18 protein-coding genes are annotated in these 20505 nt (G+C 64.3%); 12 read left to right on the forward strand and 6 right to left on the reverse strand.

Annotated features, from left to right (window positions below; translation table 11 throughout):
* Positions 1-51: 51 nt before the first annotated feature.
* Positions 52-1188, reverse strand: a complete 1137-nt coding sequence (locus tag A9K66_RS20185) for an alpha-hydroxy acid oxidase (RefSeq protein WP_067327342.1) — start codon at positions 1186-1188, stop codon at positions 52-54.
* 23 nt (positions 1189-1211) lie between these two features.
* Positions 1212-2015, reverse strand: a complete 804-nt coding sequence (locus A9K66_RS20190; protein WP_067327345.1) for an FCD domain-containing protein — start codon at positions 2013-2015, stop codon at positions 1212-1214.
* Between the two features lie 208 nt (positions 2016-2223).
* Between A9K66_RS20190 and A9K66_RS20195 the strand changes: the two genes are divergently transcribed.
* The 5 genes from A9K66_RS20195 (at position 2224) to glcF (ending at position 8426) form a co-directional block, all read left to right on the forward strand.
* Positions 2224-3540: a DUF3422 family protein gene (locus tag A9K66_RS20195; protein ID WP_067327348.1), complete on the forward strand. Its 1317-nt coding sequence runs from the start codon at positions 2224-2226 to the stop codon at positions 3538-3540.
* 286 nt (positions 3541-3826) lie between these two features.
* A complete protein-coding gene (locus A9K66_RS20200; RefSeq protein WP_067327351.1) occupies positions 3827-5323 on the forward strand; it encodes an FAD-linked oxidase C-terminal domain-containing protein in 1497 nt (498 codons plus the stop codon).
* Positions 5324-5388: 65 nt separating this feature from the next.
* On the forward strand, positions 5389-6645 hold the full coding sequence (gene glcE / locus A9K66_RS20205; protein ID WP_067327354.1) for a glycolate oxidase subunit GlcE: 1257 nt from the start codon (positions 5389-5391) through the stop codon (positions 6643-6645).
* Entirely contained in the window at positions 6642-7031 is a 390-nt protein-coding gene (locus A9K66_RS20210; protein WP_067327357.1) for a DUF4870 domain-containing protein, read from the forward strand. The genes glcE and A9K66_RS20210 overlap by 4 nt, the downstream gene beginning before the upstream one ends.
* A gap of 69 nt (positions 7032-7100) precedes the next feature.
* The gene (glcF, locus tag A9K66_RS20215; protein ID WP_067327360.1) at positions 7101-8426 is read left to right on the forward strand and encodes a glycolate oxidase subunit GlcF; all 1326 of its coding nucleotides are present in this window, start codon (positions 7101-7103) and stop codon (positions 8424-8426) included.
* Here glcF and A9K66_RS20220 read toward each other — a convergent pair.
* Positions 8369-9346 (reverse strand): bifunctional 5,10-methylenetetrahydrofolate dehydrogenase/5,10-methenyltetrahydrofolate cyclohydrolase, encoded by a 978-nt coding sequence (locus A9K66_RS20220; RefSeq protein WP_067327363.1) that lies wholly within the window; start codon positions 9344-9346, stop codon positions 8369-8371. The two genes, glcF and A9K66_RS20220, sit on opposite strands and share 58 nt — an antisense overlap.
* 339 nt (positions 9347-9685) lie before the next feature.
* Positions 9686-10426 carry a L,D-transpeptidase gene (locus tag A9K66_RS20225; RefSeq protein WP_067327366.1) on the reverse strand — a complete coding sequence of 247 codons (741 nt, stop codon included), beginning with the start codon at positions 10424-10426 and terminating at the stop codon, positions 9686-9688.
* Between the two features lie 217 nt (positions 10427-10643).
* On the opposite strand from A9K66_RS20225, the gene A9K66_RS20230 reads away from it, so the two are divergent.
* Positions 10644-11282, forward strand: coding sequence for a DNA-3-methyladenine glycosylase I (locus A9K66_RS20230; RefSeq protein ID WP_067327368.1), 639 nt, complete (start codon positions 10644-10646; stop codon positions 11280-11282).
* A gap of 124 nt (positions 11283-11406) precedes the next feature.
* On the opposite strand, the gene A9K66_RS20235 is transcribed toward A9K66_RS20230, so the two are convergent.
* Positions 11407-11643, reverse strand: coding sequence for a hypothetical protein (locus A9K66_RS20235; protein WP_067327371.1), 237 nt, complete (start codon positions 11641-11643; stop codon positions 11407-11409).
* Between the two features lie 230 nt (positions 11644-11873).
* Between A9K66_RS20235 and hisS the strand changes: the two genes are divergently transcribed.
* The 6 genes from hisS to A9K66_RS20265 all read left to right on the forward strand — a co-directional run bounded on the left by hisS (position 11874) and on the right by A9K66_RS20265 (position 19300).
* The gene (gene hisS / locus A9K66_RS20240) at positions 11874-13376 is read left to right on the forward strand and encodes a histidine--tRNA ligase (RefSeq protein ID WP_067327374.1); all 1503 of its coding nucleotides are present in this window, start codon (positions 11874-11876) and stop codon (positions 13374-13376) included.
* A 174-nt stretch (positions 13377-13550) separates the two neighbouring features.
* Positions 13551-14672 carry an ATP phosphoribosyltransferase regulatory subunit gene (locus A9K66_RS20245; protein ID WP_067327376.1) on the forward strand — a complete coding sequence of 374 codons (1122 nt, stop codon included), beginning with the start codon at positions 13551-13553 and terminating at the stop codon, positions 14670-14672.
* A complete protein-coding gene (hisG, locus tag A9K66_RS20250) occupies positions 14669-15367 on the forward strand; it encodes an ATP phosphoribosyltransferase (RefSeq protein ID WP_067327378.1) in 699 nt (232 codons plus the stop codon). Before A9K66_RS20245 ends, hisG begins: the two co-directional genes overlap by 4 nt.
* A 70-nt stretch (positions 15368-15437) precedes the next feature.
* Positions 15438-17204 (forward strand): AMP-binding protein, encoded by a 1767-nt coding sequence (locus A9K66_RS20255; protein WP_067327380.1) that lies wholly within the window; start codon positions 15438-15440, stop codon positions 17202-17204.
* An 80-nt stretch (positions 17205-17284) separates the two neighbouring features.
* Complete coding sequence (locus A9K66_RS20260; protein WP_067327382.1) at positions 17285-17899, forward strand: poly-gamma-glutamate hydrolase family protein; 615 nt, start codon at positions 17285-17287, stop codon at positions 17897-17899.
* 297 nt (positions 17900-18196) lie between these two features.
* Positions 18197-19300 (forward strand): calcium:proton antiporter, encoded by a 1104-nt coding sequence (locus A9K66_RS20265; RefSeq protein WP_067327384.1) that lies wholly within the window; start codon positions 18197-18199, stop codon positions 19298-19300.
* A 154-nt stretch (positions 19301-19454) separates the two neighbouring features.
* Here A9K66_RS20265 and A9K66_RS20270 read toward each other — a convergent pair whose 3' ends face one another.
* The gene (locus tag A9K66_RS20270) at positions 19455-20363 is read right to left on the reverse strand and encodes a hydrogen peroxide-inducible genes activator (RefSeq protein ID WP_067327387.1); all 909 of its coding nucleotides are present in this window, start codon (positions 20361-20363) and stop codon (positions 19455-19457) included.
* Positions 20364-20505: the final 142 nt, after the last annotated feature.

Below are 20505 nucleotides of genomic sequence, written 5' to 3' on the forward strand. Positions count from 1 at the left end.
CTTCCCGTGTCTGTCATCACGGGAAACTAGGGCGGATCGGTGAATAAGCCCCTAGCGCCGCAGCTGGTCCTTGCCCATGTCGGTTACCAGACGCTTACCGCACAGCGCCAGCGTGATGTCCATCTCCTTGCGGATGATCTCCAGCGCCTTGGTGACGCCCGCCTTGCCCATCGCGCCGAGTCCGTAAAGGAACGGCCGGCCGATATAGGTGCCCCTGGCGCCGAGGCAGAGCGCCTTGAGCACGTCCTGACCCGAGCGAATGCCGCCATCCATATGCACCTCGATCCGATCGCCGACAGCGTCGGCGATCTCTTCCAGCACTGAGATCGAGGAGGCGGCGCCGTCGAGCTGCCGCCCGCCATGATTGGACACGATGATCGCGTCGGCTCCCGTCTCGGCCGCCATCAACGCATCCTCCTTGTCGAGGATGCCCTTCAGGATCAGCTTGCCGCCCCAGCGCTCCTTGATCCAGGCGACATCCTTCCAGGACAGCTGCGGGTCGAACTGCTCCGTCGTCCAGGACGACAGCGAAGAAACGTCGCCGACACCCTTGGCGTGGCCGACGATGTTGCGGAAGGTGCGGCGCGGCGTGCCCGCTATCCCCAGGCACCAGCGCGGCTTGAGGGCGAGATCGATAATGTTGGCGAGCGTCATCTTGGGCGGTGCCGACAGCCCGTTGCGCACGTCCTTGTGACGCTGACCGAGGATCTGCAGGTCAAGCGTCAGCACCAGCGCCGAGCATTTCGCCGCCTTAGCGCGGTCGATGAGATTGACGACGAAATCCTTGTCGCGCAGCACGTAGAGTTGGAACCAGAACGGCTTCTTGGTCACCGAGGCGACGTCCTCGATCGAACAGATGCTCATGGTCGAGAGCGTGAACGGCACGCCGAATTCCTCAGCCGCCTGCGCCGCGAGCATCTCGCCGTCGGCATGCTGCATGCCGGTCAGCCCGGTCGGTGCCAACGCCACCGGCATCGCCACCTTCTCACCGATCATGGTCGATTCCAGCGAGCGGTTGCTCATGTCGACCAGCACGCGCTGGCGGAATTTTATCTTGCCGAAGTCCTCCTCGTTGGCGCGGTAGGTGCTCTCCGTCCAGGCGCCGGAATCGGCATAGTCGAAGAACATCTTCGGCACCTTGCGGCGCGCCATGTCCTTGAGGTCGGCGATGGTGAGGATGTCGCTCATGGTAGTCCCCGCGTGATCAGTGCTTAGGAGCGTTTGCGTGTCGGTTCGATGTCGCCGGCTTCCGAGCGCTGCCTGAGCCTCAGCCGTGACACGCGCTGCCAGTCGCCGCTGCGCTCGGCCTCAGCCATGGAGCGCTCGACATAGGTAATGTGGTCCATCGCCGCCTTGCGGGCGGCGGCAGGATCCGCCGCCTTGATCGCGGCGTGGATTGCCCGGTGCTGCTCAAGCAACGCCTCGCGCGCGCCGGGCACGGTGAAGACCAGCAACCGGTTCTGGAACACGCCCTCGGAGAGCAGCCGGTAGCAGGAGCGCAGCGTGTGCAGGAGGATGATGTTGTGCGCGCATTCGCAGACCGCGTGGTGGAATTCGACGTCGATTTCCGCCTCGTCGTCGAAGTCGCCGGTACGGTGCGCCTCGTCCATGCGCGCCATGATGCGGTCGAGCAGCGCCAGATCCTCGGGCGTCGCTCGCCGCGCCGCGTATTCGGCCGCGATTGCCTCGACCTCGCGCCGGTATTCCAAATAGTCGGTCACCGCCTTGCGGTGCATCGAGATCAGATCGGTCACCGGCTTGGTGAAAAGCTGGCCGATGACGTCGGCGACATGCGTGCCGCCGCCCGGTCTGGTGGTCAGCAGCCCGCGTCCTTCCAGCGCCTTCAGCGCGTCGCGCAGGATCGGCCGCGACACGTCGAACTGACGCGCCAGCTCGCGCTCGCCCGGCAGCCGGTCGCCGGTGCGCAGCACGCCCTCGAGGATCAGGCTCTCGATCTGCTGCACCACCTCGTCGGCGGTGCGCGAATGCTCGATCCTGGAGAAGATATCGCTCAATGGAAGCGCGCCTGGAAACGGAATGGATGTCGCGCAGATCTAAGCATCCGTCGCCAACTGGTCAAATTATTTATCCAATTCGCCGAATCAGGTCGACTCCCCGGCGGCTCTGTGAATCGGCTGCAGCTGAAATTTGCTGTTTACGGCCCCTGCCGATTGCCGCAAGACAACGCGATTGCACGAAGGGTCGAAACCAGGGGGACCAGCCGTGTCGGACGCCAATCTCGAATTCCAGCCGCGTGCCCAGGGCAGCGTCATGGGCTTTCCGGCCCATGAGGGTCGCCCCGGCGCGCTAGGCGAGGTCCATGCTCGTCCGCACCCGCTGGTCGAGAAGCCGCGCGTGCTCATCCAACTCTCCTTCATGACCGAAGGCGGCTCGGCCGTCGACCTTGCCGTGCTGTCGGACCTGTCGCGGCGCTTGGGCATCGCAGCGCCCGAACGCCATGCCCGCCACCATGCCATGAAATGGGGCAAGGGCACCTTGCGCTGGGAACGGCATACGGAGTTCTCGACCTATCTCTGGGAAGGGCCGCTGGCCGAAAGCAGCCGGGGCCAGGAGGATTCGCCCTTCGGCAACGGCTTCTCGCCGCCGGGAACGGTGATTTCCGGCATCCGGCTCGAAATCCGCAAATGGACGCAGGCGAGCGAGAAGCTGATCGCCGGCTTCGATCCGACCAGCCTCTGCTATTCGCTGGTCGAGCGCGGTGCGGCGGCCATCGTCACGGACTTTCGCCAGGATGGCGACGGGCTGACCCGCATGCTGGTGCTCGACCGCGGCCTGACGCCGGCGAGCACCGGCGCCTTGTCGCAACGGCTCATCGACATTGAGACCTACCGGACGCTTGCCATGCTTGGCCTGCCGCTGGCGCTGACGCTGTCTGGCCGCGCCCGCCGCATCGAGGACCGGCTGGCGCAGACGACGCTTGAAATGAAGGCGGCCGAGACCCGCGACAGCCAGACCTTGCTCGCCGACCTCACCGAACTTGCAGCCGAATTGGAGGCCGATGCGGCATCCAGCCTCTACCGTTTCGGCGCCAGCCGCGCCTATGACGGCATCGTCAGCGAGCGGTTGGAGGCGCTGGATGAGGAGTCGGTACAGGGCTACGACACCTGGGCAGGCTTCCTGCAACGGCGCATGGCGCCGGCGATGCGAACCTGCCGCTCGGTGGAGGAGCGCCAGGCGAACCTCTCGCGAAAACTCACCCGCGCCACCACGTTGCTGCGCACCTGGGTCGATGTCGACGTCGAGAAGCAGAACCGCGACCTGCTGGCCTCGATGAACAATCGCGCCAGGCTGCAGTTGCGCCTGCAGCAGACGGTCGAAGGTCTCTCCGTCGCTGCCGTCTCTTATTATGTCGTCGGCCTCATCGGCTATGTCGCCAAAGGCGCGTCGAGCTTCGGCCATGCCTTCCCGCCGGAAGTCGTCACCGCGGCTTCGGTGCCGGTCGCCATCCTGCTCGTCTGGTGGGGCGTGCGCCGCGTGCGCAGGATGCACTCCGAACCGGCCAAGCATCCGGGCGAGTAAACTTCCCCTCGACCGGGAGATTTCCCGAAGACAACAGGGGGCCGCGGCGCGAGAAGCTCCAGGATCTTCCTCGACGCCAGACGAGCCGGCGGTTACGTGAGGCGAACCCCTGACCGCTTCGCGGCCATCTCCCCTCGAGGGTCCCTCAAGCGGGCAGAAGCCAGCGGCAGATTGCCGCTGCGAAAGCTCGGCCGTCGTTCGCCATCCGATTTCGACCAAAGCAGCGTTTGCAAGGAGTGCTCCCGGCTGGTAAAAGATCTTGACCAGTCGAGTGGAGGAGGCTTCGATGTCCGGCCTTGCCATGCCCAAGCCAGATGCCGGGACGCTGCGCAAGCGCGCCGAGATCGTCGCCGACATGCGCATCATCGTGCCGGGCGAGGGCGTTGTCGACACGGCCACCGAGATGCGCGCCTTCGAGAGCGACGGCCTGACCGCCTACCGCCAACTGCCGCTCGTCGTCGTGCTGCCCGAGACGGTGGCGCAGGTCTCCCGCGTGCTGAAATATTGCAACGAGCGCAACATCCGCGTCGTGCCGCGCGGTTCCGGCACGTCGCTGTCGGGCGGCGCGCTGCCGCTCGAAGATGCCGTGCTTCTGGTGATGAGCCGCTTCAACCGCATCCTCGCGATCGACTATCCGAACCGTGTCGTCGTCGCCCAGCCGGGCGTCACCAATCTCGGCATCACCACCGCCGTCGAGCAGGAGGGCTTTTACTACGCCCCCGATCCATCCTCCCAGATCGCCTGCTCGATCGGCGGCAATGTCGCGGAAAATTCCGGCGGCGTGCATTGCCTGAAATACGGGCTTACCGCCAACAATGTGCTGGGCATCCAGATGGTGCTGATGAATGGCGAGGTGGTGCGGCTCGGCGGCAGCCATCTCGATCAGGAAGGCTATGACCTGCTCGGCGTCATGACCGGTTCGGAAGGCCTGCTCGGCGTCGTCACCGAGGTGACGGTGCGCATCCTGAAGAAGCCGGAGACGGCACGCGCGCTGTTGATCGGCTTTCCGACCAGCGAGCAGGGCGGCCAATGCGTCGCCGACATCATCGGCGCCGGCATCATCCCGGGCGGCATGGAGATGATGGATCGCCCGGCGATCCACGCGGCCGAGGATTTCGTCCATGCCGGCTATCCGCTCGATGTCGAGGCGCTGCTGATCGTCGAGCTCGACGGGCCGAGCGTCGAGGTCGATCATCTGATCGGTCTCGTCGAGGCGATCGCATACCGCAACGGCTCGACCACCTGCCGCATCTCGCAGTCGGAGCAGGAGCGGCTGAGCTTCTGGGCCGGACGCAAGGCGGCCTTTCCGGCCGTCGGCCGCATCTCGCCCGACTATTACTGCATGGACGGCACCATCCCGCGCAAGGAGCTGCCGAGGGTGCTCGCCGGCATGCGCGATCTCTCCGAAAAATACGGGTTGGGCGTCGCCAATGTCTTCCACGCCGGCGACGGCAATTTGCACCCGCTGATCCTCTACGACGCCAACGTGCCGGGCGAGCTCGACAAGGCCGAGAGTTTCGGCGCCGACATATTGCGGCTGTGTGTCGAGGTCGGCGGCGTGCTCACCGGCGAGCATGGCGTGGGGGTCGAGAAGCGCGATCTGATGCCTGAAATGTTCAACCAGGTCGATCTCGAGCAGCAAATGCGCGTCAAATGCGCCTTCGACCCCAGCCATCTGCTCAACCCCGGCAAGGTCTTCCCGCAGCTCCGCCGCTGCGCCGAACTCGGCCGCATGCACGTGCACCGGGGCCAGGTGGCGTTTCCGGACATTCCGAGGTTTTGATGGGAACGTCCCAGAACTTGGGTTCCTCGCCCCCGCTTCGCGGGGGGGAGGAACCGGAGATTACAATGACCACCTTCACCCCATCCAGCCCCGCCGAAGTCCTCTCCACCATCCAATGGGCCGCCGCGGAGGAAAGCCCGCTCGAAATCCTCGGCCATGGCTCCAAGCGCGGCATTGGCCGGCCGCTGCAGACCGAGCATACGCTCGACCTGTCGACGCTCACCGGCGTCACGCTCTACGAGCCGGCCGAGCTGGTGCTTTCGGCACGCGCCGGCACGCCACTCGCCGAAGTCGAAAAACTGCTTGCCGAGAACGGCCAGCAATTCGCCTTCGAGCCGATGGATTACGGGCCGCTGCTCGGCGGCGAGCCGGGTAAGGGAACGCTGGGCGGCGTGCTGGCTTCGAACCTATCCGGTCCGCGCCGGCTCAAGGCGGGTGCGGCACGCGACCACATTCTCGGCATATCGGCGGTTTCCGGCCGCGGCGAAGCCTTCAAGTCGGGTGGCCGCGTCGTCAAGAACGTCACCGGCTACGACCTTTCCAAGCTGATGGCGGGGAGCTGGGGCACGCTTGCCGTGCTGACCGACGTCACCTTCAAGGTGCTGCCGGCGGCGGAAACCGAGGTGACTTTGGCCATTCGAGGCCTGCTCGACGATGCTGCCGTTGCGGCTATGGCGCTGGCGCTGGGCTCCAGCGCCGAGGTCTCGAGCGCCGCGCACCTGCCCGAGCGGATCGCCGCGCGCGTCGCCGCCGGCCATCTCGGCAGCGATGCCGCGACGCTGCTGCGCGTCGAAGGCTTTGGCCCCTCGGTCGTCTACCGTACCGAGGCATTGCGGAACCTGCTCAGCAAGGCCGGCCCGCTGCAGGAAATTGCCGGCGAAGCGTCGAAGGCGATCTGGCGCGACATCCGCGACTGTGTGCCTTTTGCCGATGGCGGCGCAGGGCCGGTCTGGCGCGTCTCGATGCCGCCGTCTGAGGCGCATCATATGGTGATGGCGCTGCGCATGCAGGCGGCGGTTGACGCCTTTTATGACTGGCAGGGCGGTCTCGCGTGGCTCTCGATGCGCGAGCACGACCCGGAGGCGGAACTGCTGCGCGGTCTTATTCGCAAATATGGCGGCGGCCACGCGACGCTGGCGCGCGCATCTGCCTCGCATCGCGCGGCGCTCCCCGTTTTCGAACCGCAACCGCCGCATCTGGCGGCGCTTTCCGCGCGGGTGAAGGCCGAGTTTGACCCGAAGCACATTCTCAACCCCGGCCGCATGGCGCCTACTTCCAGCTCTGCTACTCTTTCTCTGTCAACGGAGGGAGCAGCACCATGAGCAATGCCAATCCAGGCCCGGGCAGCGGCTCGCGCCAGACCGATCGCTGGCTTGAGCCGGGTCAGACCAACGCGCTGGTCATCTACATTCTCTATCTCGCCAGCCTTGTCGTCGGCGTCACCGGCATTATCGGAATCGTGCTCGCCTACATCAATCGCGGCAAGGCGGGCGGCTATGTCGAAAGCCACTACACATTCTTGATCAGGACGTTCTGGATCGGCCTTCTCTACGCGCTGATCTCGGTGGTCCTGATGATGCTCGCGATCGGCTTCCTGCTGATGTTTGCGGTTGCCGTCTGGTTCATCGTCCGCTGCATTCTCGGCCTGCAGGCGCTGCAGCGTGGCGAGCCGATCAGGGACCCGCAAAGCTGGCTTCTCGGTCAATGAGAGCATGATCCAGCAAAGTGAAAACCGGTTTGCGGAAAAGATCATGCTTAGACGATAAGGACATTTTTCGTGCAGACCAATTTTTCAGCCGCGCAGCTCGCTGACCCGCATGTCGCGGAATCGGAGAAGATCCTGCGCAAATGCGTGCATTGCGGCTTCTGCACCGCGACTTGCCCGACCTATGTAACGCTCGGCAACGAGTTGGATTCGCCGCGCGGCCGCATCTATCTGATCAAGGATATGCTGGAGAACGGCCGGCCGGCGGATAAGGAGATCGTCACCCATATCGACCGCTGCCTCTCCTGCCTTGCCTGCATGACGACATGTCCGTCAGGCGTGAATTACATGCATCTGGTCGATCATGCCCGCGCTCACATCGAGCAGACCTACAGACGGCCGCTGCTCGACCGGCTGATCCGCGCCATGCTGGCTTTCGTGCTGCCCTATCCAGGCCGCTTCCGCGCCGCGCTGAAGCTCGCCCGGCTCGGCCGGCCATTGATCGGCCTGTTGGAAAAGCTGCCGACCCTGAAGCCGGTCGCCGCCATGCTAGAGGTTGCGCCGTCGTCGATCCCGCCGGCATCACGGATGGCTACGCCCGCCGTGCATGGCGGGCAGGGCACGAAACGCGGCCGTGTCGCCATCCTCACCGGTTGCGCCCAGTCGGTGCTCGATCCCGCCATCAACGAGGCGGCCGTCTCTTTGCTGACGCGGCTCGGCGTCGATGTCGTGGTGCCGGAAGGCGAGGGCTGCTGCGGCGCGCTGGTGCATCACATGGGCCGCGAGGATCAGGCATTGGCTTCGGCCAGGCAAAATGTCGACGCCTGGATGCGCGCAATCGACCAGGGCGGGCTCGACGCCATCATCATCACCGCGTCCGGCTGCGGCACCACCATCAAGGATTACGGCTTCATGCTGCGTCTCGATCCGGCCTATGCGGAAAAGGCGGCTCGTGTCTCGGCGCTGGCTAAGGACATCACCGAATATCTCGCTGCCCTCGACCTGCCCGAGCCGGTGCGCAAGCCGGGCACGATCGTCGCCTATCATTCCGCCTGCTCGATGCAGCACGGCCAGAAGATCACCCGTCAGCCGAAGGAGCTTTTGGCCAAGGCGGGCTTCGTCGTGCGCGAGCCGCGCGAGGGGCATCTCTGCTGCGGCTCGGCCGGCACCTACAACATCCTGCAGCCCGACATTTCGGCCAAGCTGCGCGACCGCAAGGTGACAAATATCGAGGCGACCGGGGCCTCGTTGGTGGCCACCAGCAATATCGGCTGCATCACACAGATCGCGTCCGCGGCGAAGCTGCCGGTGGTGCACACGATAAAATTGCTCGACTGGGCCTATGGCGGCCCGAAGCCCGATGGCGTTTCCGAGAACAGCCTGGGTGGCGCGGAATAGCTACTCAGCCCCAGCTGGTCCGCCACACCGTAGGTCGCGCGGTAGAGCGCGCGCTGACGGTTGAGCGCCACCATGGTGTTGCGCAGCAGGATCGCCACCGTCAGCGGGCCGACGCCGCCCGGCACCGGCGTGATCCAGGAGGCGACCTCCTTGACGCTCTCGGTGTCGACATCGCCGACGATGCGGCTCTCGCCGTCCGGGCCGATCTCGGAATTGATGCCGATGTCGATGACGCAGGCGCCGGGCTTCACCATCTCGGCCTTGATCAGTCGCGGCCTGCCGACGGCGACGAACAGCGCGTCCGCGCGCCGCGCATGCGCGGCCACCGAGCGCGGCATGTGATGGCACACCGTCACCGTCGCGCCCTCGCTCATCAGCAGGAAGGCGATCGGCTTGCCGACGATCTCGGAATGGCCAACCACCACCACCTCGAGCCCCTTAAGGTCCAGGCGGGTCTCCTTGAGAAGCTCGACCGATGCGGCCGCCGTGCAGGGCGCGAGATCGAGCTGGTTGTAGACGATGTTGCCGATCGAGGCCGGATGCATGCCCTCGACGTCCTTCAGCGGGTGCACCGCCGCCTGCAGCGTCTTGATCGGGATATGCGCCGGCACCGGCCGCTGGATGATGATACCGGTGACGCGCGGATCGGCGTTGAGGCCGTGAATGGCGGCTTCCAGCTCGCCCGCCGTGATGTCGGCGGCAAAGCGCCGTTCCTCGAAGCCGATGCCGGCAAGCCTGGCCTTGGCGCGCTGGTTGCGCACATAGACGTCGACCGCGTCGGTGTCGCCGACGGTGATCGAGACCAGCTTCGGCGGGAAGCCTTCCGCTGTGGCGATGGCCGCTTCCTCGCGTACCGAAGCGATGATGCGCTGGGCGACCGGACCGCCCCTGAGATAGCGGCTGTCGTCGGACCGGGTCATAGGTGGAACCTCTGCCTTCTGGAGCAACTCCAGAAGGGCGGTTTTCCGTGCGGAATTGCGTAAAACCAAGATTGTGCGCTGCAATAGCAGAGGTGCGCTGGGAAATCAGCCCCGAATGCGGAACATGCTGCTTCCGGGGCGACCCGTTGACGGGCTTGAAACGAAAAGGGCAGCGCGGTCTCCCGTGCTGCCCTTCGTGACTGACCGTATCCCCACACGGCCCGTCCCCCGTTAGCTCGATGCCAGTCTAAGCATGTCTCGCCAAACCGCGCTATGGCTTGGGGGCAACAGCAAGCGCCAAAACTGCTCAGCGCCGCCTAACCGGCTGATTCGCAGTTACTATATCACCTCGACGGTTGTTCCGACATTGACGCGCTCGTAAAGGTCGACCACATCCTCGTTGCGCATGCGGATGCAGCCGGAGGACACCGCGCCCCCGATCGTCCAGGGCTGGTTGGTGCCGTGGATGCGGTATTCCGTGGTGCCGAGATAGAGTGCGCGCGCGCCGAGCGGGTTCTCGATGCCGCCGGCCAGATAGGTCGGCAGGTAGCGGCCCTTGGCCGCCTCGCGGGCGATCATTGCCGCCGGCGGGCGCCAGTCCGGCCACACTTTCTTGTCGGTGATCTTGTGCGTGCCCGACCATTCGAAACCGGGCTTGCCGGTGCCGACACCGTAACGGCGCGCCTTGCCGTCCTTCTCGACAAGATAAAGGAAGTTCTGGTGGGTATCGATGACGATCGTGCCCGGCCTCTGCGGCCCGTCATAGGCGACTTCCTGAGGCAGGTAGATCGGGTTGATCTGTGGCCGCATCACCATGCGCTTGGCAGGCTGCCGCACGGCTGCGGTGCGCTGCTGGTCGGGCTGCGCCTGGAAAAGCCGCCGCAGCGGCTGCTGGGTCGCCTGGCGGCTCGGGCGCACGATCCCTGGCGCATGGCCGAGCTGCAGCACCCAAGGCGCTGAAAGGTCGGGGCTCACCATCACGGGCGGCCTGTCGGCATAACGGTCATTGGCGAAAGAGGTCGTCGCGCCGGCGGCAAGCACCGCGGCTGCGCCGAGCACGAAAGTGAACGCTGTCTTCATCGGAACGCACCTTGATCGTCGAACTCGTCCGAAGGCAGGGGGAAAAGGCCTCGGCGTGGCGATCCTTGGCGCTGAGCGGCAAGCAAAACATGAATCGAAATGCGTAAAATGCCGACTTGTCAGTAAACTTTGTGGTGTGGTTACCGGCCGGTTCAGGAATCTGGTAAAGCCACGGTAAAACCGACGCTTGCGCGCATTAACGGACGGATTTCTAACAATGGAACAAGAAAATGCCGGCCTGCTCGATGGCCCCGACGGTATCGCGCGCTGCTTCTGGCACGGCAATCTGCCGGACTATCTGGACTATCACGACCATGAATGGGGCCGGCCGGTAGCGGACGATCGCCGGCTATTCGAAAAGATCTGCCTCGAAGGTTTCCAGTCCGGTCTCTCCTGGCTGACCATCCTGCGCAAGCGCGAGAATTTCCGCGTGGCTTTCGCCAATTTCGACTTCGACAAGGTGGCGGCGTTCACCGACAAGGATGTCGAGCGTCTGCTCGGCAATGTCGGCATCATCCGCCATCGCGGCAAGATCGTCTCGACCATCAACAACGCCGGGCGTGCCCGTGAAATGGCCGATGAATTCGGCTCGCTGGCCGCCTGGTTCTGGAAGTTCGAGCCGGGGCCTGACGAGCGGCCGAGGGTCGTCGACCTCGCCCAACTGCGCGCCAATCCGACGACGGCGGTCTCGGTCCGGATCTCGAAGGAACTGAAGAAGCGCGGCTGGAGCTTCGTCGGCCCGACCACCGTCTATGCCTTCATGCAGGCGATGGGCTTGGTCAACGACCATCTCGAAGGCTGTGTCTGCCGGGCAGAGGTGGAGGCCGAACGGCAGAGGTTCAAGAGGCCGAAATAGCGTCACCTCTACCTGCCCCTTGGGCCCCCTTTTGCGGGGATCGCGCCGAAGGCGCGGGTCGGGTCGCAAAACCGAGCTCATCGCCTCCGACGCTACGCGTCCTCACATTGGAGGGTGCGGAAGATCAGAGGCTACCGGCGCTTGTCAGAAACAGCCCGGCGATGATGGCCGCCACGGCAGCAAAGGCCGGGTAGATCACCAGCAGTCCGGTCACCAGCGCGTCGCGCACCGTCGGCTTGTGGGCTTCCGCCACGACCTCGAACGGCCCTGCAGGCTGCTGCGCCGGGTTGGGGATGGCGCTGCCGGCCGGCCGGAGCTTGGCAACAGGCTTGCTCTCGATGATGTCTTCCGTGGTCGTCATGGCCCGAACCCTTATTTCGGCGCGCTTTATGATCCTCGATTGTGTCGGCAGCATGCCGCGCCGGTGACGCGATTGTTTCGTTCTTGGCGCCGTTTTGTTTCGAAGGCGCGGCCTTTCCTTGTCGGCACAAGGAGAAGGGAAAGGCGCCAACCCTTGCCGCCCAAGGCGGTATCGTCTAGGACACGCCCGCTCGAAACAAGTCAGCGTTCAGACAGCGAAAAGACCCATCCATGGCCGACAAATCGGAAAAGACGAAAGCGCGCCTGCCGCGCGGTTTTGCCGACCGCAGCGCAGAAGACATTCGCGCCGTCGAGAAGATGATGGCGACCATACGGTCGGTCTATGAGCTTTACGGTTTCGAGCCGGTCGACCAGCCGATGATCGAATATACCGATGCTTTGGGCAAATTCCTGCCCGACCAGGACCGCCCGAACGAAGGCGTCTTCTCGTTCCAGGACGATGACGACCAGTGGCTGTCGCTGCGCTACGACCTGACGGCGCCGACGGCGCGTTTCGTCGCCGAGAATTACGACCGCCTGCCGAAACCCTATCGCAGCTACCGGTCCGGCTGGGTGTTCCGCAACGAGAAGCCGGGCCCCGGCCGCTTCCGCCAGTTCATGCAGTTCGACGCCGATACGATCGGCACGCCGGGCGTCGCCGCCGACGCCGAGATGGCGATGATGATGGCCGACGTGATGGAGGCGCTTGGCATCAAGCGCGGCGACTACGTCATCCGCATCAACAACCGCAAGGTGCTGGACGGTGTGCTGGAGGCGATTGGGCTTGGCGGTGAGGAGAATGCTGGGCGCAGGCTGACGGTGCTGCGCGCCATCGACAAGCTGGACAAGCTCGGCCCGGAAGGCGTGAGGCTGCTGCTTGGCCCGGGCCGATGGGATGGCGGCAAGGAAGGCGAAGGCGATTTCGCAAAGGGCGCGGGGCTGAATGACGCGCAGGCCGAAGCGGTTCTTCTCGCAACGGCAAGGAACGGACAGGCTGGCCAGGATTCCAGCGTCGGTGCCAACGCTGTGTATCAGGAAGGCGTCGGCGAACTTGCAACGATTGAAGCTCTGGTCAGGGCTGCAGGATATGGCGAGGACCGCGTTGCGATGGACCGCTCCGTCGTGCGCGGCCTCGAATATTACACCGGCCCGGTCTTCGAGGCCGAGCTGCTGGCCGAGATCCCCAACGACGAAGGTCAGATCGTGCGCTTCGGCTCGGTCGGCGGCGGCGGCCGCTATGACGGGCTGGTCTCGCGTTTCCGCGGCGAGCCGGTACCGGCGACGGGCTTCTCGATCGGCGTCTCGCGGCTAATGACGGCGCTGAAGAACCTCGGCAAGCTCGACACTTCCGACGTCATTGCTCCGGTCGTCGTTCTGGTCATGGATAAGGATACGGAAAGCCTCGGCCGCTACCAGAAGATGGTCGCCGATCTGCGCGCCGCCGGCATTCGCTCGGAAATGTATCTCGGCGGCGCCGGTATGAAGGCGCAGCTGAAATATGCCGACCGTCGCGGCAGCCCGATCGCCGTCATCCAGGGCGGCGACGAGCGCGTCAAGGGCGAGGTGCAGATCAAGGACCTGATCGAAGGCGCGCGCCTGTCGGCCGAGATCACCGATAACGCGGAATGGCGCGCCTCGCGCCCGGCGCAGGTGACGGTAGCGGAGAGCGAGCTGCTCTCCGAGGTGAAGAAGATCCTGGCAGCGCAGGCCGAGGAGCGGGCACGTGGCAAGTAGGGCGCCAACCTCTCCTTCTCCCTTTGTGGGAGAAGGTGGCCGAGCGAAGCTCGGTCGGATGAGGGGTGTTCCAGGGAGCGCCGGCGTCTCATTCCTTCCAGCACCCCTCATCCGTCTTGGCGCTGCGTGCCAATCCACCTTCTCCCACAAGGGGAGAAGGGGAGGTGGTGCTTTATGACTTCCCGCTATCCCGCCATCGCCGCCGACGTCGCAAAACTCTTCGCTGCCCGGGACACCCACGCGGTCGAGGTGGCCGTGCTGCAGCCGGCCGATCCGTTCCTCGACATGGCGGGCGAAGACCTGCGCCGCCGCATCTTCCTGACCGAGAGCGAGACCGGCAAGACGCTCTGCCTCAGGCCCGAATTCACCATTCCGGTCTGCCTCGACCACATCGCCAGCCAGGTCGGCACGCCGCGGCGCTATTCCTATCTCGGCGAGGTGTTCCGACAGCGCCGCGAGGGCGGCAACGAGTTCTTCCAGGCCGGCATCGAGGATCTCGGCGATCGTGATACCGCCGCCGCTGACGCGCGCTCGCTGGCCGACGCGCACGCGCTGCTCTCGCTGGTGCTGCCCAGCGTGCCGCTCGCCATCACGCTCGGCGACCAGACCTTGTTCGAGGCGGTGCTGGCCGCGCTCGGCCTGCCGCGTGGCTGGCGCATGCGCCTCGCCCGCGCCTTCGGCTCGGCGTCGATGCTGGAAGCGGCCCTTGCCGACCTCGCCAATCCGCCGCGCAACAGCCAGCTGTCGGGTCCGGTGGCCTTGCTGGTGCTCGACAGCGATACCGACGGCCTCGCCGCTTATATCGCCGCCGGCATGGAAGAGGCCGGGCTGTCGGCCTCCTCGGGCCGCGCCCCGGCCGACATCGCGCGGCGGCTGATCGAGAAGGCGCAACTGCGCAGCGTGCGGCTGTCCGACGAGGCGTTCTCGGCGTTGAAAGGATTTCTCGAGATCGACGTCGCGCTGGGCGGAGCAACTGAGGCGCTGGAAAAATTCGCCGCCGCTGCCGGCCTGTCCCTTGGCGCGGCGCTCGAAAATTTCGCCGCCCGCGCCGAGGCGATCGCGGCGCATGGCCTGCCGGTCGAAAAGATCCGCTATGACGCCGCCTTCGGCCGTCCGCTCGATTACTATACCGGTCTCGTCTTCGAGATTGCTGCCCAGGGTGGCGACCGTCCGCTGGTGGGCGGCGGTCGTTACGATCGGCTGCTGACGCTGCTCGGCGCGAAGAAGCCTATCCCCGGCGTCGGCTTCTCGGTGTGGCTCGACCGCATCGAAGCATTACGGGAGCCCACGCGATGATCACGCTGGCGATCCCATCCAAGGGCCGTCTCAAGGAGCAGTCGCTTGAAGTCCTGGCCAAGGCCGGACTGGCGGTCACTCTGCCCGAGGACGACCGCAAATACCGCGCCCGTATCGACGGCCTCGACAATGTCGAGGTGGCCTTCCTCTCGGCGTCCGAGATCGCCGGCGAGATCGGCCAGGGCGCGGTCGATCTCGGCATCACCGGCGAGGATCTGCTGCGCGAAAACCTCGCGGGCTGGGAAGCGCGCGCCGAGATCGTCGCCCGTCTCGGCTTCGGTCATGCCGATGTCGTCGTGGCGGTGCCGGATATCTGGCTCGACGTCGATACCATGGCCGATCTCGACGATGTCGCCGCCGATTTCCGCCAGCGTCATGGCCGGCGGCTCAGGATCGCTACCAAATACTGGCGGCTGACGCAGCAGTTCTTTTCGCTGAAGCACGGCATCCAGGTCTACCGCATCGTCGAGAGCCTCGGCGCCACCGAAGGCGCACCGGCGGCCGGCCTTGCCGACGTCATCGTCGACATCACCACCACCGGCTCGACGCTGCGCGCCAACCATCTCAAGGTGCTGGGCGATGGAATAATCCTGAAGTCGCAAGCCTGTCTCGTTGCTTCCAGGAAGGTCCGCGACGCGGCCGATGAGGCACAGTTGCGTGGCATCGCCACGAAGATGGCTACGCTGGTCGCTTAACCCATACCTTCGGCGGGTTTCCACCGTCCCGGCAGGCTGATAGGCTGGCTCATCCCGGGAGGTGACGGCGATGGCGATCAAACTCGACGAGCTCATGAACGCCACCAATCTGCGCGGGCGCGGAACGCATGGCACCTTCATTGCTCCGATGGACGGCAGGGCGCATGTCTCGGGCGACCGTTCGACGCCGTTGCTCGACAAAACCATTCCGGAACTGTTCTCCGATACGGTGAGCAGATACGCCACGCTCGATGCCGCCGTCTTCGTCGGCCAAGACAAGCGCTTCACCTGGAGCGAGCTGTCGGATGCGGTCGACGCGCTGGCCGCCGGCTTCCTGGCGCTCGGCCTGGAGAAGGGCGATCGCGTCGGCATCTGGTCGCCCAACCGCTGGGAATGGCTGGTGACGCAGTTCGCCACCGCGCGCATCGGCCTGATCCTGGTCAACATCAACCCGGCCTACCGGCTCAGCGAGCTGGAATATGCGCTCAACAAGGTCGGTTGCAAGGCGCTGGTCACGGCGGTCAGCTTCAAGACCTCCGACTATCTCGGCATGATCGAGACGCTGGCGCCGGAGATCGCCAAGGCCGAGCCCGGCAAGCTCGAGGCAGAGAAGCTGCCATCGCTGAAGATCGTCATCCGCATGGGCGAGGACAACTCGCCCGGCATGTTCAATTTCGGCGATGTGCTCGCAATGGCCGGACGCGACGAGCATGACAGCCTCGATCGCATCTCCGAAAGCCTGAAGCCCGGCGACGCCATCAACATTCAGTTCACCAGCGGAACGACGGGCGCGCCGAAGGGCGCGACCCTCACCCATTCGAACATCGTCAACAACGGCAGCTTCGTCACCTCGGCGATCGAGCTCACCGTCGACGACCGGCTCTGCATCCCTGTGCCGCTCTATCATTGCTTCGGCATGTCGATGGGCACGATGGGCTGCGTCACAAAAGGCGCCACGATGGTCTTCCCGGGCGAAGGTTTTGACGCGGGCGCGACGCTCAGAGCCATCGCGCAGGAACGTTGCACCGGCCTTTACGGCGTGCCGACCATGTTCGTCGCCATGCTCGATCATGCCGATTTCTCTAGCTTCGACCTCTCCAGCCTGCGCACCGGCATCATGGCCGGCTCGCCATGCCCGATAGAGGTGATGAAGAAGGTGGTGTCGCTGATGCATATGGCGCAAGTGACCATTGCCTATGGCATGACCGAGACCAGTCCGGTTTCTTTCCAGAGCAGCGTCGACGACCCGCTGGAAAAACGCGTCTCCACGGTCGGCCGCATCCATCCGCATGTCGAGGTCAAGGCGATCGGCGCCGATGGCGCCACCGTCCCGGTCGGCGAGCCGGGCGAGCTCTGCACGCGCGGCTATTCGGTGATGAAGGGCTATTGGGACGACGCGGAAAAGACCCGCGAGGCGATCGACGCGGACGGCTGGATGCACACCGGCGACCTCGCGACGATCGACGCGGAGGGCTACTGCAACATTGTCGGCCGGGTGAAGGACATGGTCATCCGCGGCGGCGAGAACGTCTATCCGCGCGAGGTCGAGGAATTCCTCTACCGCCACCCCAAGATCAAGGAAGTGCAGGTCTTCGGCATTCCCGACGACAAATATGGCGAGGAGATCTGCGCCTGGATCGTGCTGAAGCCCGGCCAGATCGCCACCGCTGAGGAGATCAAGGCCTTCTGCAGCGGCCAGATCGCGCATTACAAGGTGCCGCGCTACATCCGCTTCCGCACCGAGCTGCCGATGACGGTGACCGGCAAGCCGCAGAAATTCCTGATGCGCGAGGCAATGGTGGAGGAACTGGGGCTGGTGGCGCAGAAGACGGCGTGAGGCGGGATTGATCCGGAAATATTCAGCCTTCGCAAAACGCGCTCGAAGCGCAACTGCCGACCACGCGTTTGGATGGGATTATGGACAACGAGTTCCCAAATTTCGCGGCGCTGAAGGCCGCCAAAATCGAAAACGTGGACTATCGCATCGTCGTGCGGCGTGGCGCTCGAACCGGCAATGCGATCGTCCTCGCCCCGCACGGTGGGAAGATCGAGCCCCGCACCTCCCTGATTGCCGAGACGGTGGCAGGGAGCGATCTGGATCTGTATTGCTTTGAAGGACTGATGCCGCACAACAATCGCGAGTTGCACATAACGTCAAATAACTTTGACGAGGAATCCGCGCTCGACTTGGTGCGGGCGAAGTCGATTGTCGTTGCTATCCATGGTCGCCAGGATCGGGACGATCCCTTGACAGTCTATTTGGGCGGCAAGGATGCTGCGCTGATTACAGAGTTAGTTGGACGTCTTCAGGAAGCCGGCTTCAATACAAAAAAGGACAACCATATTTTTCCAGGCATCGGCGATTTGAACATCGTCAATCGCGGATTGACCGGCAAAGGAGCGCAGCTGGAGATACCATTCTCCCTGCGCCAGCGGCTGGGGAACGAACCGGAACTTTTGCGAAAATTCTGCACGGCGGTTCGCAAGGCGATTGACACCGTCGATGCCAGAAGCCGTTCGATCGTTTCCTAAAGCCGCCTCACCCTAGACCGGCAAGGGGGAGCACGTCACGCACGCGTAAAGTCCTGGCGCGGATGCTTTGAGGTTGGTCATTGCCGGGGCGGGAAACGGCGTAGACCACGGCATCTCGAGGTTTCGGTGCGCTGGAACAGCCGGCGCCGCAACTCCTCGAGCATCCTCGGCAGCAGCGGATCGGCTTCCCGGAAGAAGTCGAACGCCGGGCGATCGGTCCGTCCACTTCGCAATGATGTCGGCTGGGGTGCTTCCCACAGGCTTTTCCGCTAAATTCGCGGAAACGCAGGGGCTTCAATGACTGGTTTCGCGCGGTCGGTGACTTCCTACACGATGCCATTGGCCGCCCTGGTGACGGCTGTCGCGGTCAGAGCCAGCGGCCTTTCGGTGGACGAAGGTTCGCTGAACATCAGGATTGTCGTTGGAGCGCTTTCGAGTGCGATCATGTTCATCACCATTTTCGTGGTGCTCGACCACGCCGAGGCAGTGGCCCGGCGCGTGGGGGAGCCGTACGGGACGTTGGTGCTGACCTTTGCCGTGACGGCAATCGAAGTGTCGATCATCGTTTCCATGATGCTGCATGGAGAGAACAACCCGACATTGGCGCGCGAGTCCGTCTTCTCGACGGTGATGATTATCTCTACCGGCGTCGTCGGTACGTGTCTCACGCTTGGCGGCTGGCGTCATCGCAAGCAGGCAATCGTTCGGCAAGGGACCAGCGCGTATCTCGCGGTTCTGATCGCGCTGACTGTCATGACGCTTGTCCTGCCGACCTACACCCAGACGACTGATCCAGGCACGTTTTCGGCGGGCCAGCTTGGTTTTGTGAGCGTCCTTTCAGTGCTGCTCTATGCAAGCTTCGTGTTCGCCCAGACCGTTCGGCACCGGGACGACTTCGTCCAGGAACAGGCGCACGACGTTTCGATGCGAACTGCCCTTCACGAAAGCCTTTCTGTCGGCGTTCTGCTGCTGGTGAGCGGGCTGATCGGCATCGTCATGCTGGCCGAGCAGGTCGCCGCCGGTGTCGAGGACACGCTCGTTGCCTACCAGGTGACCCAGGCCGACAGTATCGTGGGAGCGATGATCGCCGGGCTGGTTTTGATGCCGGAGGCCATTTCGGCGGTTCGCGCCTCGCTCAACAATGAGCTGCAGCGCGGCCTCAACGTTGCGATGGGTTCGGCCTGCGCCACCATCGGTCTGACGATACCGGCGGTCGCGGCCGCCAGCCTGCTGACAGGCCGAGGGTTGACCCTTGGGCTTCCGGCGGCTGATGCGGTACTTTTGGCCCTGGCGCTTTTCATTTGCAGCGTAAGCTTCAGCACCGAAAGAACGACATTCCTGACCGGAATGGTTCATATTGTGGTGTTCTTTACCTACGTATTTCTCATATTTGTGCCGTGAAGGCTTGCAATCGAACGAGGGATAGAGAACTCGAGGTTGGGACCCGCACTATCGGATTTTCGAAGCGGGCAGCGTTAGCTCCGGTAAGCAGCAGAAGCTTCCGATACGGGGCGTTGGCTGAGAACTGGGATTGGGCAAAGCTCAGAAACCAGGGTCAGCTCGCCAGCACCGCATGATCCAATCCCCGTATGATCTTTGCCAGTTCCACGCATTCGTCCTGGCGCACCTTGTTGCGCCGCCATGCGAGGCAGATCATGCGCTGCGGCATCGGCTCCTGGAACGGCACGATCTTGAGGTCCGGCATGACGCCGGCGGCGTTTGCCGCCATTTCCGGAACCAGCGTCACGCCCAGCCCATGCGCCACCATCTGCAAGAGCGTGGTGAGACTGGTGGCGCCATAGCTTGCCATCGCCACCGGCCGAACATTGCCGCAGACGGCCAGAGCCTGTTCGCGCAGGCAATGACCTTCCTCGAGCAGCATCAGCCGTTCCAGCGCCGGGCTTTCCGGCGGCACGGGCGGCGAGGCGAAAGCCGGATCGCCGGCGGGCACCGCAAGGAAGAAGCGGTCCGGGAAGAGCTCTTCCGTGACAAGCCCCGGATGGTCGAGCGGCAGCGCGGCGATGAAAGCGTCGAGCTTGCCCGAGACATTGTCCTCGACCAGCGATGCCGTCACCGCCTCGCGCAGTTCGAGCTGCAGGCCCGGGAAATGCTTCTTTAGTTCCGGCAGGACCCACGGCAGGAGATAGGGCGCTACGGTCGGAATGATGCCCAGCCGGAAGCGGCCTTCCATCGCAGGGCGGCCGCGCCGGGCGGTTGTCTCGACGTCACGTATATCGGCAAGAATGCGCTCGATGCGCGGCTGCAGCACAAGTGCTTCGTCCGTCATCCGCACCGCCTTGCCGCCGCGCTCGAACAGAAGACAGTTCAGCCGCTCTTCCATTTCGGCGATCTGGGCGGAGAGCGCCGGCTGGCTGACGCCGGCAAGCTTCGCGGCGCGGCCGAAATGCAGCGTCTGCGCCAGCGCGTCGAAATAAAGTATCTGTCGCACGGTGAGGCCGATCATAAGGAAAGCTTATCAAAACGAACAGGAAAGGCAATTTGTCTTTATCGCCAAGCCGGCCTAGGCTGGAATCATTCCAGATTGGCGCGGCCGCTGGCCGGCCCCGAAATCTGCGCAGAATCAATCTCGGAAAAATCAAAACCCT

Origin of the sequence: Mesorhizobium sp. AA23 (assembly GCF_001672435.1) — a bacterium.
Taxonomy (GTDB): domain Bacteria; phylum Pseudomonadota; class Alphaproteobacteria; order Rhizobiales; family Rhizobiaceae; genus Mesorhizobium.